General features: G+C 38.4%; 13 protein-coding genes. All 13 read left to right on the forward strand.

The genetic code is table 11. From position 1 onward, the window contains the following. The first annotated feature begins 46 nt into the window (after window positions 1–46). The 13 genes from A6B45_RS03580 to A6B45_RS03640 all read left to right on the forward strand — a co-directional run bounded on the left by A6B45_RS03580 (window position 47) and on the right by A6B45_RS03640 (window position 17,147). The gene (locus tag A6B45_RS03580) at window positions 47–1,219 is read left to right on the forward strand and encodes a metallophosphoesterase family protein (RefSeq protein ID WP_072613377.1); all 1,173 of its coding nucleotides are present in this window, start codon (window positions 47–49) and stop codon (window positions 1,217–1,219) included. Further along, the gene (locus A6B45_RS03585) at window positions 1,209–3,572 is read left to right on the forward strand and encodes an ATP-binding protein (protein WP_072613378.1); all 2,364 of its coding nucleotides are present in this window, start codon (window positions 1,209–1,211) and stop codon (window positions 3,570–3,572) included. Before A6B45_RS03580 ends, A6B45_RS03585 begins: the two co-directional genes overlap by 11 nt. Window positions 3,573–3,599: 27 nt before the next feature. After that, window positions 3,600–4,550, forward strand: a complete 951-nt coding sequence (locus A6B45_RS03590; protein ID WP_072613379.1) for a 3'-5' exoribonuclease YhaM family protein — start codon at window positions 3,600–3,602, stop codon at window positions 4,548–4,550. 416 nt (window positions 4,551–4,966) lie between these two features. Beyond that, on the forward strand, window positions 4,967–6,256 hold the full coding sequence (locus A6B45_RS03595) for an alkaline phosphatase family protein (protein ID WP_072613380.1): 1,290 nt from the start codon (window positions 4,967–4,969) through the stop codon (window positions 6,254–6,256). A gap of 36 nt (window positions 6,257–6,292) precedes the next feature. After that, window positions 6,293–7,606, forward strand: coding sequence for a bifunctional folylpolyglutamate synthase/dihydrofolate synthase (locus tag A6B45_RS03600; protein WP_409359792.1), 1,314 nt, complete (start codon window positions 6,293–6,295; stop codon window positions 7,604–7,606). Between the two features lie 142 nt (window positions 7,607–7,748). Beyond that, a complete protein-coding gene (locus tag A6B45_RS03605; RefSeq protein ID WP_072613382.1) occupies window positions 7,749–8,846 on the forward strand; it encodes a tRNA dihydrouridine synthase in 1,098 nt (365 codons plus the stop codon). A 56-nt stretch (window positions 8,847–8,902) separates the two neighbouring features. Next, entirely contained in the window at window positions 8,903–10,375 is a 1,473-nt protein-coding gene (gene murE, locus A6B45_RS03610) for a UDP-N-acetylmuramyl-tripeptide synthetase (protein ID WP_072613383.1), read from the forward strand. Between the two features lie 106 nt (window positions 10,376–10,481). Then, complete coding sequence (locus tag A6B45_RS03615) at window positions 10,482–11,492, forward strand: lipoate--protein ligase (protein WP_072613384.1); 1,011 nt, start codon at window positions 10,482–10,484, stop codon at window positions 11,490–11,492. After that, window positions 11,485–12,621 (forward strand): thiamine pyrophosphate-dependent dehydrogenase E1 component subunit alpha, encoded by a 1,137-nt coding sequence (locus tag A6B45_RS03620; RefSeq protein WP_072613385.1) that lies wholly within the window; start codon window positions 11,485–11,487, stop codon window positions 12,619–12,621. Before A6B45_RS03615 ends, A6B45_RS03620 begins: the two co-directional genes overlap by 8 nt. Before the next feature lies 1 nt (window position 12,622). Continuing rightward, window positions 12,623–13,603 (forward strand): alpha-ketoacid dehydrogenase subunit beta, encoded by a 981-nt coding sequence (locus A6B45_RS03625; RefSeq protein ID WP_072613386.1) that lies wholly within the window; start codon window positions 12,623–12,625, stop codon window positions 13,601–13,603. Next, window positions 13,596–14,897 carry a dihydrolipoamide acetyltransferase family protein gene (locus A6B45_RS03630; protein WP_072613387.1) on the forward strand — a complete coding sequence of 434 codons (1,302 nt, stop codon included), beginning with the start codon at window positions 13,596–13,598 and terminating at the stop codon, window positions 14,895–14,897. Before A6B45_RS03625 ends, A6B45_RS03630 begins: the two co-directional genes overlap by 8 nt. 2 nt (window positions 14,898–14,899) lie before the next feature. After that, complete coding sequence (gene lpdA / locus A6B45_RS03635; protein ID WP_072613388.1) at window positions 14,900–16,309, forward strand: dihydrolipoyl dehydrogenase; 1,410 nt, start codon at window positions 14,900–14,902, stop codon at window positions 16,307–16,309. A 49-nt stretch (window positions 16,310–16,358) separates the two neighbouring features. After that, window positions 16,359–17,147, forward strand: coding sequence for an alpha/beta fold hydrolase (locus A6B45_RS03640; RefSeq protein ID WP_072613389.1), 789 nt, complete (start codon window positions 16,359–16,361; stop codon window positions 17,145–17,147). Window positions 17,148–17,170 lie beyond the last annotated feature (23 nt).

Genomic DNA, 17,170 nt, shown 5'->3' on the forward strand with positions numbered 1-17,170 from the left:
TTAGGTATACTTATTTATACGAACAAATATTCGCTTAGGAGATTATATGAAATTTATTCATGCGGGTGATGTACATTTGGGAAATCCTTTTTCTGGTCTGGATAAGCAGTTGCCATTTGCCCTAAAAAAAACAGTTCAAACAGCGACAATTAAGGCATTTGAGCAATTAATTGATGATGCTATTTCTACTGAGGTTGATTTTGTCTTATTCCCAGGAGATTTATATAATTCAGCGGAGAATAGTCCATTTATTCAAGAAGTAGTGAGCAAACAATTCCAACGACTTTCAGATGTGAACATTGATGTTTTTTTAAGTTTTGGGAATCATGACTTTGAGGCAGATACAAGAAATCATCTGCCTTGGCCAAACAATATCCACGTTTTTCCTCAAGAAGTAGAAACAAAAATTAAAATACTTCATTCAGGAGAAAAAGTTGCGCTGACGGGATTTAGTTACCAAACTCAACGCCAAACTGAAAAAATCATTGATGATTTTCCCAGCAAGGGGGATGCTGACTATCAAATAGGCTTGTATCATGGTGCACTTGGTGTTGCTGGTGAGCCTTATGCTCCTTTTTCCTTGAGTGATATGTTGCAAAAGAACTATGATTACTGGGCTTTGGGGCACATTCATATACGTCAAACGCTAAATGAACAGCCGTTTATTGGTTATTCTGGCGTTTTACAGGGCTTAAATCGTAAAGAAACCGGGGACAAAGGCTATTACTTGGTTCACTCTGAGAACCAACGTTTGATTCCAGAATTTAAAAATATTGCATCAATTAATTGGAATAGTATGACGATTTCGTCAATGATAGATGAGGCTGACCTAATTGATCAAATTATCAGTCTCAAAAATGAAAAAATAACTTTTTGGTCAATCACTATAACTGCTCAGATTGATGCAACCATTATTGAACGAATTAATGGCGGTGTGACATTAGACAAAATTCGTGATCAATTACCAACTAACATGTGGGTAGTTCGTTTAAGTGTTGCTAATTCTGGACAATCATCATTAGTTTCTGACAATATTGATCAACAATACTGGACGGGCGCTCTTGAGAAGGTGTTTGAAGAGTCTAACATAACTAATTACTTGCCGAGTCAAGTTCCTGTGTTTATTCGTGAGCATTTCATGAGTGATGATGGTCAGGAAGAACTTCAAAATGCTATGGAGCAATTAATCGCAGAAAGGCGACAAAACAATGAAGATTAAACGCTTAGAAATTAGCGGATTTGGCCGTTGGTCGCAAGAAGCTTTTGATTTATCGGATGGTTTACAGGTTATTTTCGGACAAAATGAGTCGGGAAAAACAACCCTAAGAGCATTTATTGTAGGTGTCCTGTTTGGTTTTCAAACGAAAAAAAATGGCCATAACGTTTACGATCCAAAGGACGGAAGCCAATACGGTGGTAGCCTAATTTTAGAAACAGAAGAGGGTGATGTCAAAATAACGCGTTTGAATCGTACCAAAACAACTTTGACAATTACACGCTTAATTAATCAAACGGAAATTATTGATCCAGAAAAGTGGCTGAAACAAAAATTATCGCCACTCACAAGAGAAGCTTTTGACGATATTTTTAATTTTAACCAAGAAGACCTAACCCGAATTTCTCAAATCAAATCAGTGGATTTTCAAAGGTTGCTATTAAATATTGGTGCTGTAGGAAGCACAGGTTGGTTAGATGTCATGGATGAATTTGATAAGTCTGCTGATAAACTATTTGCTCCGCGGGCAAATAAAAGACCTTTAAATATTGCCATTAAAGAATATGAAAATGCAACGGAAGAATTACATCAAAAAAGTGCTGAATTAGATGATTTCATGTCGACAGAACAAATACTAACTGATTTAGAAAGCAAGCAACATGAGCAAGAAGAAAAAATTCTTACTGTTAGTCAGCAACTACAAGAAATACAACAGTTAGTACAACAATACCAATTGTTTGAATCAGCTAAAAAAATAGAAATCGAAAATGTACCATCTGTTGATGAAAAACAGGTCGTGCAAGCACGACGATTGCAAATCGAAATTGATTCTTTGAATGACAGTATTTCGCGGCATAATGAAACGTTAAAAACTATTGAAGTGCCTCACGAAGTGAGTGACGATAATACCGACCAAATGGTTTTAACAAAAGCACAAGTAGCGCAACGGAATTTGGCAGTGAATACTGAAAAACGTGCGAATTTGCTAAAACAAAAGGAACAAATTGAAGCTCAGTTTGAGAGGGATGTGCCAAAAAGATTAACAGACAGTGAGTTGCAAAATTTATCCTCTTCAAATGTGTATTTGTTGTCGACTGGTGCGTTAATTTTAATCTTATTTGTTAGTATTTTTATAATGCACTGGCCTGCCCTGTGGATGGTTATTTTGTCACTAATTGTAGCCGCAGGTCTGTTCTATAAGCAACAGAAGCAAAATCAAATACGGCAAATGATTCAAAAGGCTTATAGCCCGCTTAATATACAAAGCATTAAGAAGATACAGGCTGAGATAGATCAATATGAACAACAAAAAATTGATATTCAAAGCTTAGATGAACAAATTGAAGGTCAATATGATGATCTTATTCAAATGTTACAGCCAATTGCACTGAAGCTTGATATTCAAATTCTTTCGGATTCATTAGAATTAACCATTGCGCAATTAATAAGTGTTCAACAACAAGAAAGCCTTTCAGAGCAAAGTAAACGAAGCATGTATGTGCAACAGCAAAATCAAATTGTCACTGAGATACAACAACAACAGGAAAAGTTGTCTGAGAAGTTGAACGAACAGAAAACAATTTTTAAAGAATATCATGTCACAGATTTGCACGAACTGCAAAACACATTAAATCGATATAATAAAAATGAACAATTAAAGCAGCGCTATCAAGATATCATGAACCAAATTGACGAAAGTACGCGCCAAGAATTGTTAAATTATGATAACGAAGCACAACTGCTTGAGCAGAAGGAAAAACAGCAAAATTATTTAACGATACTCCAAAGGCAGGCCTTTGAATTGCAGAGCGATATTGCACATTACAAAGCGCAGCAGGAGCAACGGACTAGTAACGATCAGTTCATGATGCTACAACAAGATCTTGCTAACCAAAAAACAGAGCTCACACAACAATTTGGCGAATATTTAGCAAAAAAAATGAGCGTAAAATGGATAAATCAAGCCCTGCAAGATGCATCTCAAAATCGCTTTCCAAAGATGCAGCAGCTAGCAACGGACTATTTTCAAAAACTTACAGATGGTCGATATGTAAACATTCAATTCGATAAAAATACGTTGCAGGTCGTGAGAAATGATCGACAAAAGTTTAGTGTAGTAGAATTATCTACCGGGACACAAGAACAACTTTATGTGGCCTTTCGTTTAGCGTTAAGCCAAGTTATTCGGGATATTATTAATATGCCTATTCTAGTAGATGATGGATTTGTTAATTTTGATTTAAGTCGTAAACAAAATGTTATAGCATTATTAACTGATATTGGTCGCAATCAGCAAGTTATCTATTGGACAGCTGCTATTCATAACGAACACTTCGACAAAGTGATAGAATTATAACTAATTAAGCTGGTAAGGGGCCGTGAGATGAAAAAATTATTAGCAGAGTATCAAGATACAGAGCACATTGATAATTTTGCACTAATCAAAGCTGCAGAAGTACGTTTAACGAAAACAGGGAAAACTTATATCAGTATACTGTTTTCGGATCGTTCAGGAGATTTACCTGGTAATCTTTGGGATGCTACTGATGAACAAATTAAAACTTTGATTCCTGGGAAAGTCGTTAGTTTACAAGGCGTTAGGGGATCATATCGTGATCAGCCTCAGATACAAATTACTCACGTCAGACTAACTGAAGCTGGGGAACCTGATAGTCCTTCAGATTTTATGACTCATGCGCCAATTAAAGAAGCCGAAATGAGCGAAGAACTTAGTGATTTTATCTTGTCAATTGCTAATCCTACCTGGAATCGATTAGTTAGAAAATTATTTACGCAATATAATGATTTGTTTTTAAAATATCCTGCCGCAAAGATGAATCATCACGCATTTGGAGGCGGACTGGCATTTCACTCTTTGTCGATTGCTAAACTAGCAAAGAATCTTGTTTTACAATATCCGCAACTTAATCAGGATTTGCTGATTTCTGGTGCCTTGCTACATGACTTGGGGAAAGTGATCGAACTTTCTGGACCAATCGCTACACAATATACATTGGCCGGAAACTTAATTGGTCATATTACGTTAATTGATGAGCAAATTGTTTTAGCAGCAAACGAGTTACATTTTGATTTGCAGAGTGAGGAAATGATTATTTTGCGTCATGTGGTTCTAGCACATCATGGTTTACTAGAGTTTGGATCGCCTGTTCGTCCGGCATTAATGGAAGCAGAAGTTCTTCATCAACTGGATGAGCTGGATGCAGGGATTCAAATGATGACGGGGGCTTTAGAAAAAACAAATTCAGGATCATTTTCCGATAAAGTATTTGGCTTAGATAATCGGAAGTTTTACAAAACAGAAGAGGACGATTAACTGAAAAATCAGTAGTGTAACCTATCATATACGTTTGAATAAGAAAAACGCAAAGGCACAAAATCCAATTTGGATAATCAAAACAGTGCTGACAAATACAAGTAAGTGAATATCATTCAGACGGAATGATATATAAATTAGTAACAATAATACTGAAAAAATGATGATAAAAAAACCTGGCATAAACTTCTCCTTATTTATTGTGACCTTATTTTAGATTATTATAAGTTGCAATAGTTATATGGATTTTAAATGATCATAAGATGCCCACCATTTATGGATTGGTCTATTTAGTGCTGAATTTAAGTTAAAGTTTAGTACTCAAATACTAATATTATATTTTTGAACGTCTATCATATCAGTGCTACAATAAATGAAATATAAATATTTGTAATTTGACGAGAAGGAAGAAATTCATGACTATTAAAAACCCGTTAGTAATTGTATCTTTTGATGCTATGGGTGCTGAAGATATTGCAGAGCACATTAATTTGATGCCTAATGTTGCTGCTTTAATCGCTCGGGGAACCCATGTAAAAAAAGTTGAAGGTATTTACCCAACACTAACTTATCCTTCACATACAACTATTATGACTGGTGTTTATCCCGCCAAACATGGCATTGTAAACAATACAAAAATCCAGCCGGAGTTAGGGGATTCACCAGACTGGTTTTGGTATGCGCGAGACATCAAGACGCCAACTTTATTTGATTTGGCACACAACAAGGGATTGAAAACAGCAGCCTTTTTATGGCCGGTTTCAGCCAAAGCGCCAATTACATGGAATATTGCTGAAATTTTTCCTAACCGAATTTGGACCAACCAATATTTTGTGTCGTTTCATGCTAGTTCACCTTATTTTTTGTTTGACATGAATAGAAAATTTGGTAAATTTCGAAAAGGAATTGCACAACCACAGTTAGACCAATTTATTACAAAAGCCGCAGCAGATACAATTAAACACAAAAAGCCAGATATGACAGCTATTCATTTAGTTGATATGGATTCGCATCGGCACAGATATGGGGTGCGTTCTAAAGAAGCTTATGAGGCTTTAAAAAGATTAGATAGTAACCTTGGTGATATTATTCAAGCGACGAAAGATGCAGGTACTTTTGACCAAACCAATTTCGTTGTTTTAGGTGATCATTTTCAAATTGACGTTGAAAATATGATACATTTGAACAAGTTGTTTGCCATTAATAATTGGCTTACTGTGACTGACAAAGGGCTGATTGCAAATGATTGGCGAGTATTAGCCAAAACAACTGATGGGTCTACGTATATTTATATAAAAGATCTTTCATTAGTAGATGAGGTACGTGATGTTGTACAGCAAGTACCAGGTATTGAAATGATATATACCTCTGCAGATATTATTAAGTGGCACATTGATCCAGAAGCCACTTTTATTGTTGAAGCACAAAACGGTTTTTTCTTTACAGATGAAGTTGACCGACCCGTAGTTGTGGAACCGACAGATGAGAAGGAATTAGGTCAAAGCGACCGCTATAAAGCAGTGCATGGATTTAGGCCGGATAAAGTAGGCTATCAGACTACCCTTGTGATGGCCGGACCAGATGTTGCGCATGGCACAATTGAAGAAGCGAGCTTGGTGGATGAAGCACCCACCATGGCACAATTACTTGATGTGGAGTTTGAAAACGTCTTAGACGGTATACCGCTCACCAAAGCGTTTAAATGAAAATATCTTTTTTGGAGATTGATTGTGGATAAAAAAATGGATAAAAGCGAGTTGAAGGTTGCAACACGCTACAAGACAGTGTTAAAAAGTCTGGATAATACATGGCGTATTCTTGATGAAGGTAGGGTAGCTGTACTAAAAGAAGTTTTGATGTGGTTAGGGCATCCTGACAAATCATTAAAAATAATTCATATTGCTGGGACTAATGGAAAAGGGTCAACAGGCACAATGTTGGGATCAATTTTAAAGGCCAATGGATACACCTATGGTCATTTTTCAAGTCCTTATATCATGGATGATCGTGAACAAATTCGTATTAATGGGGAAATGATATCCAAAAGTGATTTTTTAAAATATTATGATCAGATAGTCGCTCTTTTTAAACAACACGATGTGCCCCTTTATTATTTATCTTATTTTGAGTATTTTACGATTATTTCATTGCTGGCATTTGTTGATAAAAAAGTTGATTTAGTTATTTTCGAATCTGGATTAGGTGGACTCTGGGATGCTACTAATGCAATTGAGCCACCAATGTTAACTGTTTTTACTAAAATTAGCATCGACCATCAAAATTTGTTGGGACATAATATCGCTGAAATTGCCGAGAACAAGGCTGCTATTATCAAACCGGGTATATGGGTAATCGATTACCCGGGACAAGATATTGAGGCCAAAAAGGTATTAAAAGCGCGAACAGAAAAGGTTGGCGCACGTTGGTTTGAACATAAGCGAGATGAAATCATTATAGCCAATACATCACCATCTGGTCTTGATTTGATTATTAATGGCAAGAGCGGTTATTTCTTAAGTATGGCTGGTGCTTTTCAGGTTCACAATTTCAGTATCGTATTGAAAACGAAAGCGGCATTAATCGAAAAGGGATATCAATTTGATGCCGAAAAGACTCGTAATGGTATTGCCAATGTAAAAATGTTGGGGCGGATGAATTATCATGCTGATAAAAACATTTTGTTTGATGCTGCTCATAATGTTGATGGCATTCAGGGATTAGTCTCTGCATTGAATTCTTGGCACTTAAAAATTAAGCCGACTTTGATTCTAGGCGTTCTCAAGGACAAAGATTATCATGAGATGTTGGATGAAATTATACCATTTGTTCAGCGTGTCATTACCGTCACACCGAATAACAAAACACGAGCGTTATCTGCAGACGAATTGGCAACTGATATTTTATCGAACTATCCAAGTATTGAGGTTGAGATTGCTAATGATGCTTCGGCAGCCATCTCACTTGCAATGCGTGTTCGTGAGTCTTCTCAGGCATTGATTGTCGTTACTGGATCATTCTATACTTTAAGTGCAATTCATAGGGAAGGTCGTATTTAGAGCCAGTTCAAAATGATGTTGCTTAGTAGCCATTGATCATTTATTCACTTTTTCTAGGTTGTCAATCTTTTGTGAAAATGTCTCTCTCATGTTAAAATGGGAGAGATATTTTTATGAGTATGAAACTTTATGAGGCAAAATAATGTCAGAATTAAAACAAAATTTTTTCTGGGACGAAGTCGTTGAAAAAGTACAAAACAATCACAAGAGTAAACAACCTTTTTTTAGTATGGCACCTATGGAGGCCGTAACTGATACTGTTTTTAGACGTGTTGTTGCCAAAGCAGCAGCCCCAGATGTTTATTACACTGAGTTCACCAATGCCAGTTCAATGGTTCATCCTAAAGCTAAGTTTTCTGTTCAGGGTCGCTTGGCAGTCGCTGAAGACGAACAACAGCCTGTGGCACAGATATGGGGATCAAGACCAAAAGAAATAGCTGGGTCAATAGAAATTTTAGCCGACATGGGTTATCAGGCTGTTGATATTAATATGGGTTGCCCAGATGGCACAGTGATTAAAAATAGTTCTGGATCTGATTTGATCAGGCATCCTGATTTAGCTGAAAAAATTATTGTTGCTGCTCAAAGCGGTAGTTTGCCGGTTTCAGTAAAAACACGGCTTGGGTTTTATAAACCAGAAGAATTTAGAGAGTGGTTACCAATTATTTTGCGGCATCAGGTAGCAGTTTTGACTGTCCATCTACGCTCCCGTAAAGAGATGTCTAAAGCACCAGCTCATTATGAACATATTGATGAAATACTGGCAATGCGTGATGAAATAGCACCTAACACATTGATTCAAATTAATGGTGATATTAAAACTAGAGCACAGGGAATAGCACTAGTCCAAGAGCACCCGGGTATTGATGGGATTATGATTGGTCGAGGAATTTTTGAAAATCCGTATGCTTTTGAAAAGCAACCACGCCAACATACACTAGAAGAATCAATTGCGTTGTTAAATCTACAATTAGACTTATTTGATGAAGTTAGTGAAACGGTAACTACGAAACATTTTGAGGCTTTGAAAAGATACTTTAAAATTTATTTGCGTGGATTCGCCCATGCTTCAGCATTACGTCAAATGTTGATGGATACACATACAACGACCGAGGTTCGAGAAATTTTAACCCGGGAATTAGCCAAGGTTTATGCTGCGGTGGCTGACGATAAGCATATCTACCGTGACAATGCTGCTGCCAGTGCTGATATGGCCTTGTCAGTGAATAAGCAAAAATAAGAAAGTATTTGAAAGTTTGTGCGACTATTGCACAGCTTTTTTAGTATAATGAAATTATGAGATTAACAACTGAAACAATTCAAAATTTATTAGTGGACCATGATCTATTATTAGATGCACCAGACGTTGATATGACGTTTGATTTCTTACACTATGATACCCGAGAAGTACAAAAAAATACGTTATTTGTTATTAAGGGCGCCTTTAAAAGAGATTACTTGGATGATGTACATGGTATTACAGGATTAATTACAGAAACAAAAATTGATGTTGATTTACCGCAGTGGCAAGTATCGAATGTTCAAAAGGCTTTGTCCCTCTTATCAATGGCTTTTTTTGACTATCCGCAAGAGCAGTTATGGATTGGTGCTTTTACAGGTACCAAAGGTAAAACGACTGCTGCTTATTTTGCCTACACAATGCTGAAAGAGGCAACTAATAATCATACGGCCTTATTTTCTACAGTTGATCGCATTACTGGCCCGCAAGTATCAGATAAGAAAAAGTCTGATTTGACAACACCTGAGTCATATGAATTGTTTAAAGATATGCGTCAAGTTGTTGATAATGGTATGACTCACCTTGTGATGGAGGTGAGTTCACAAGCCTATCTTAAAAATCGTGTTTATGGACTACGCTATGATGTGGGCGCCTTCTTGAATATATCCCCAGATCATATTGGTCCTAATGAGCACCCAACATTTGAAGATTATTTGGCACACAAATTGATGTTACTAGATCACTCAGATGAGGTGATTGTCAACGCTGAAACAGATCATTTTGATACCATTTACACCTATGCTAAAAAAACACATCATAAGGTCTACACATACAGCCGTCAAATGTTTACTTCTGAAGAAAGTGCCATTCATGAAAGTAGGTTCACGGTTGTTAAGAGTGAATTCAACGAAATGCTTGGTTCGTATCGTTTAAATGTTCCAGGAGACTTCAATGAGTCAAACGCAATGGCAGCAATGATGTTGGTTTCTTTTGCTGGTGTTAAACATCAAGCAATGGTAAAAGGGTTAGATGAAGTGTTTATTCCCGGCCGGATGCTTAGTTTACCAATTAATGGACATGGAGTGGCTTTTGTTGATTATGCTCATAATTTTGTCTCCATGCAAGCTTTACTTAGCTTTGCACAGGCCCAATACCCAAATGGTAGAGTGCTTGTTGTAGTTGGTTCTCCAGGTAATAAAGGTGTTTCGAGACGTGCTGATTTTGGTCACGTAGTGAGTGATTTGGCTGATGTAGTTTATTTAACCGCTGATGATCCACAATTTGAAAATCCTTTGGATATTGCACATGAGATTGCTGCGCATATCAATAATGATAAATTAGAGGTGCATTATGAAATGAACCGTATTGCAGCCATCCATGAAGCGATTTCTGCTGCAAAAGAAAATGATATTGTTATTGTTGCTGGTAAGGGTGAAGATCCCTACCAAAAAATAGATGGTGTTGATGTGCCTTACATTGGTGATTACGCCGTTGTAAAACAATTTAGAGATCAGATAAAGAACCCATAAGGGTTCTTTTTTGTGCTGTAAACTTTAAAATTAATCATTTTTTTTTGGAAACTAGTGGTACAATGAAGTTGTAAAGTGTAAGCGGTTACATTAAGGAGCTGATAATATGCAATTTATTAATTACTTTAATCAAGATGCCTATACCAACATCGCCATGGATGCTTGGTTATTGAAAAATTTAAAACCAAAAAAGCCGGTTTTTGCATTATGGCAGAACAAAAAAGCAGTGATTATTGGTGAAAATCAAAACACCTTTTCGGAGGTAAATCAGGCGTATATAGATTCACAGAATGTTCAAGTTGTTCGACGTGTTTCAGGAGGAGGCGCAGTTTATCATGATTTAGGAAACATTTGTTTTACATTTTTTGTTCCAGTTGCTACTAGTGCTAGTGTTGATTTTCATCAGTTTGTTAAACCAATGGCGGATGCTTTGGAGTCACTTGGTATACATGTTGATATTTCTGGACGAAATGATTTAGAGATTGCGGGGAAAAAGGTTTCTGGGAATGCCCAGAGATATGCTGGTGGCTATCTAATGCATCATGGCACACTGCTCTGGGACACTGATGTGGATGCTATGATACGTTCTCTTAATGTAGCTGATGAAAAGTTTATATCTAAGGCGGCTAAATCAGTTCGTGCTCGTGTTGGCAATATTAAAGACTATGCACCCGAGGGGTTAACAATTAGTACATTTATTGATCAGTTGAAATATTATTTAGCAGACGAGGGCAAAGATACTGAATATGTGTTGAGTGAAGAACAAAAGGCCTCTATCAAAAAACTGCGCGATGAAAAATTTTCACAGTGGGCATGGAATTACGGAAAAAGCCCACAGTTTATGTATAACAATCATGCTAAATATGATGGTGGTGCAATCGATGTACAAATTGATGTAAAAAATGGTGATATTACAGATGTAAACTTTACAGGAGACTTTTTGGGGGTTAGAGATTGGCGTGAAATGAAATCAGAATTAATTGGTATACCATTTACTCGCGATACAATTGCCGAAGTACTTGATAGAAATAAAGACGGTCAATATTTTGGCAGCATCACAAATGATGAGCTTTTAGAAACATTCTTTCAGAAAGATGAGGTAAAAATAAATGGCTGACATAACAGCAACAAATAAGCAAGTACTTGACTTTAATCATCAGCTTACTACACAAGCAGATAGTTTTCCAACATTAAGTGTATTAGACAATACTGGAAAAATTGTTGATGATGAAGCTTTTGAGCGTGCAGAGTTATCTAATGAAGACTTAATCAATATTATAAAACGCATGATTTTAAGTCGGCAGTTAGATATTCGTTCAACAAAACTAGCTAAGCAGGGGCGGTTTGGATTTTTTGCACCAACAGCTGGTCAAGAAGCCTCACAGATGGCCTCCTCTTATGCTTTTAATGATGATGACTGGCTAATGCCGGGTTATCGAGACATCCCCCAAATTGTTGTGAAGGGATGGCCAATTTGGAAAGCGATTTTGTGGTCACGTGGGCATGTTTTAGGTAATGTATATACTACTGAAGACGACAAACCAGTAAATTCGTGGATGCCACAAATTATCATTGGTGCTCAGTATGTGGAGGCGGCCGGCATTGCGTTAGGGTTGAAGAAACGTGGAAAAAACGCGGTCGTGTATGCTTATACAGGTGATGGTGGTACATCACAAGGCGATTTTTATGAGGGCATAAATTTCGCCGGGGCGTATAACGCTAATGCAGTGTTCTTCGTTCAGAACAATGGTTACGCTATTTCTACACCACGCGTATTGCAAACAGCAGCACCGCATTTAGCTGCAAAAGGTTGGGCGGCTGGATTACCAAGCCTGGTAGTGGACGGGAACGATCCGATCGCTGTTTATTTGGCTTCTAAAGAAGCTCGTGCATGGGCGGCAAACGGCAATGGCCCTGTGCTGATTGAAACGATTACTAATCGTTTGGAGGCTCATTCGACAGCTGGAGATGATCCGCTACGTTACCGAACGAAAGATGATATTGGAGAATGGTGGAAAAAAGAACCACTTATTCGAATGCGCAAGTTATTGCAAGATCAGGGTATTTGGAACGAAGAACAAGAAGACGATTATGTAAAAGAAGTCAATCAACTGATCGATGACCAAATTAAGATTGCAGATAGTGTTGAGAAACAAAAAATTTCTAACTTTATTAAAAATACACTCGAAGTCCCAAGTCAAGCAATGAAAGAGCAAATAGCTAAGTTTGAAAGCGAGGGAAAGTAACATGGCTGTGAAAAGTTATATCGATGCCATCCGTGAAGCGATGGACTTGGCATTGGAAAAAGATGGTGATGTGATTATCTTTGGTGAAGACGTTGGAAAAAATGGTGGTGTTTTCCGTGCCACTGATGGTCTTCAAGCTAAATACGGCGAAGATCGTGTGTTTAATACGCCTTTAGCAGAATCAGGTATAGGTGGCATGGCAATTGGTTTGACTACTCAAGATTATCGACCAATTATGGAAATTCAATTTTTTGGCTTTGTATTTGAAGTAATGGATTCGATAGCAGGCCAAATGGCACGAAATCGTTTCCGGTTTAATGGTACGCGTAACATGCCAATTGTTGTACGTTCGCCTTATGGTGGCGGAACTAAAACACCAGAAATGCATGCTGATAATTTAGAGGGCATGGTAGCACAAATTCCTGGTATCCGAGTGGTGATGCCGGCAAATCCTGCTGACGCAAAGGGGCTACTACTAAGTTCTATTGCGTCCAATGATCCAGTTGTATTCCTAGAAAATTTACATTTGTATAGATCATTGAAGGGTGAAGTGCCGGAAGGATATTACACAACGCCATTAGACAAAGCTGCGATTGCACGAGAAGGAGATGATATCTCAATCATTTCTTACGGCGGTGGCGTCCCTGTTGCCTTGAAAGCCGCTGAGGAATTATCTAAGAAAGGTATTTCAGCTGAGGTGCTAGATCTTCGTACAGTTTCGCCATTAGATATTCAATCAATCGGAGAAACCGTTGCTAAGACAGGTCGTGTGGTTGTTGTGCAAGAAGCACAACGAATGGCAGGTATTGGCGCTGCTATTATGGGTGAAATTTCTGAACGATTTATTTTGAGTTTAAAAGCACCTATCGGTCGAGTAGCTGCACCAGACTCTGTTTATCCATTTGGACAAGCAGAAAATGATTGGATGATTAAGTCTGACGATGTTGTGGCCAAAGTAGTGGAGGTTGTAAATTATGACTGAGATTTTTAAGATGCCAGATATTGGCGAAGGTATGGCGGAGGGAGATATTACTTCTTGGCTGGTTAAAGTTGGTGATACGATAGCGGTGGATGACCCAGTCGCAGAAGTACAAAATGACAAATTGATGCAAGAAATTTTGTCTCCTTACGGTGGTAAAGTTACAAAACTTTTTGTTGACGCTGGAACAACAGTTGAGGTTGGCGATCCATTAATTGAGTTTGATGGAGACGGCAGCAGTGAAAATGACTCTGATAACGGTCACGTAGCGCAATCAAGTACTTCTTCGAACGCAGTGGAGACAGCGGAAAGCACCCCAAAAAACACAGCTCCTAAGGAAACTAGCACTGTTCAAGTAGCAAACGGTCATGTGCTAGCAATGCCATCAGTACGTCACTTGGCTTATGAGAAAAATATAGATTTAACACAAGTACCAGCTACTGGTCGCCATGGCCATGTTACTCTAGCAGACGTTGAAAACTTCCAAGGATCAGAAAGTTCAGTATCTACTCAAACGCAAACATCAACCACATCCCAAACAGAGGCGTCTGCAGCTGTTCATGAGGAAAATGATCCAGCACCAGCATCACCATTACGTGAAGGGCGTCAACCAATGGCACCAGTACGTAAGGCGATAGCCAGAGCGATGGATATGCAAGCATCTATTCCAACAGTGACGAATTTTGATTCTGTTGATGTTAGAAAATTGGTTGCCCACCGCAAGGCGTTTAAGGAAATGGCTCGTGATGACAAAGGCATACATTTAACATACCTAGCCTATGCTGTTAAAGCGTTGGCAGCTGTAGCTAAGAAATTCCCAGAATTAAATGCTAGTGTTGACATGAAAGCACAAGAAATTGTTTACCACGATGATGTTAACATGGGCATCGCTGTGGATGCGCCTACTGGGTTGTTTGTGCCAGTCATTAAGAACGCAGATCGAAAGTCTATTTTCACAATTGCGCAAGAAATAACTGATCTTGCTGAAGCAGTCCGTGATGGATCAATTACACCTGCCCAAATGCAGGGCGGAACAATCACAATTTCTAACCTTGGTTCAGCCCGAGGTACTTGGTTTACACCAATTATTAACGGTAAAGAAGTAGCAATATTAGGATTAGGCTCAATCTTAAAGGAACCTATTGTCAATGACGATGGAGAGCTAGCCGTGGGTCAAAATATGAAATTATCATTGACCTATGATCATCGTTTGATTGATGGCATGTTAGGACAATCGGCTCTTAATTATTTGAAGCAGTTATTATCTGATCCAGCCTATATGTTGATGGAGGTGTAATTATGGTTGTTGGTGCACAAGCACGTGAAATTGATACAGTAGTCATTGGATCTGGTCCTGGTGGCTATGTTGCTGCTATTCGAGCTGCTGAACTTGGACAAAAGGTTGTTATTATCGAGCGTGATAATATTGGTGGTGTTTGTTTAAATATTGGTTGTATTCCATCAAAGGCATTAATTAATGTAGGTCATAGGTACCGTGAAGCAACCGAGGAGACTCCGTTTGGATTAACCACTTCTGGTGTCACACTAGATTGGCAACAGACACAGGATTGGAAACAAAATAAGGTAGTACACACGCTAACTTCTGGTGTAGAGATGCTATTAAAAAAGCATCATGTTGAAATTGTTAAAGGAGAGGCAGTGTTCAATGACAACGAGACCTTGAATGTTTTACAAGAGGATGGTCATGAACTATTGCAGTTTAACAATGCAATAATTGCTACAGGTTCGAAGCCAATTGAAATTCCAACTATTCCGTTTGGTGGACGCATCGTTGATTCTACTGGTGCTTTAGCTTTTACTGAAATACCAAAGAGATTAATTATTGTAGGTGGTGGCGTTATTGGATCTGAGATTGGCGGTGCCTATGCTAATTTGGGAGCGCAAGTAACCATTATTGAGGGTTTGGACCACACACTGAACGGCTTTGATGCGGAAATGACGAAACCAGTATTAGATGATTTTAAAGCTCATGGTGGCACGGTTGTGACGTCTGCAATGGCTAAGGAAGTAACACAGACTGCTAAGGAAGTGACGTTGACCTACGAGGCAGACGGTAAGGAGCAAAGTATTACGGGCGATTATCTCTTAGTAGCTGTGGGACGTCGCGCCAATACAGACGGTTTGGGATTGAACAATACCGATATCAAAGTAGACAGCAAAGGCTTGATTACAACAAGCGATACAATGAAAACGACCGTTCCGCATATATATGCCATTGGAGACGTTGTCGCAGGTCCGCAGTTGGCTCATAAAGCTAGTTTTGAAGGAAAAATAGCTGCTGCAGCCATCGCAGAAGATGCGCAGGCGCGTGATTTACATTATTCACTACCTTCTGTAGCCTATACGCAGTATGAATTAGCAACAACTGGTGAAACGCCTGAGTCAGTTAAAATAAATCATTTGGATGCAAAAATTTCAAAGTTCCCGTTTGCCGGTAATGGTCGTGCTATTTCTATGGATCAAGCTGTTGGTTTTGTGCGGCTGATTAGTGATAAAAGCAGTAATGCGTTAATTGGTGCACAGGTTGTTGGTCCCTCTGCATCGGACTTGATTTCCGAGTTGTCCTTAGCGGTTGAAAATGGTTTGACAACGAAGGATATTTCATTGACAATACATCCACATCCAACACTCGGCGAAGCAATTATGGATGCAGCTGAGTTAGCCGATGGGCTACCAATCCATATTTAAGTACAAAGTGTATGATGAGTTTAAGAACAGAAGATGTTGGGGGTAAACAATGCCAACATTTATAACAAATGATGACGTAAAACTGAATTATAATATATACGGCGATGGGCAACCAATTATTTTAGTTGCAGGTTATTCGGGCAATCAAGCTACGTGGGTGGCACAAATAGAACCGCTTAAACTAGCTGGGTTTCAGGTGATTACTTATGATCGTCGCAATCATGGTGAAAGTCAGACGGTTGATTATGGCATGCGTATGTCAAGACATGGGCAAGATTTAGCCGAGTTGATCGCAGCGCTTCATCTCAGTCAAGTAATTCTTGTGGGACATTCAATGGGTGCAAGTACAATTTGGTCCTATTTGTCACTGTATGGCGAAGCAGATGTCAAAGCCATTATTACGGAAGATCAAATTCCGAAGATTTTAAGGGATGATACTTGGCCTTTGGGGATTTTTAATGCAGATATAACAATGATATGGACGGCAGCAGAAAAGTTGCCACATACTAAATTAACGCATGCTAAAATTTCAAGTGACATCAAACGTGAGCTTGCAGCGGCTTATCATCCCTTTAACTTTAAATATAATGAACCGTTATTAGTAAATAGTTTTATCGAAGATTGGCGTGACATTGTTAAACGTGAACGTGTACCACATTTATTCTTGGCGGGTAAGCATTCTCCTTTATGGCCAGCTAACCACGTTTATGATTTGAAGGGTATGTCTACATTCGGTGAAGAACACATATTTGAAGAATCGGGACATATTCCACATATTGAAGAACCAGAAAAATTCAATCAAGTAACCATCAACTTTTTAAAACGTATCGATGATTAGTGGACTGATAATAGCAGAGTATG

Origin of the sequence: Leuconostoc suionicum, assembly GCF_001891125.1 — a bacterium.
GTDB lineage: Bacteria > Bacillota > Bacilli > Lactobacillales > Lactobacillaceae > Leuconostoc > Leuconostoc suionicum.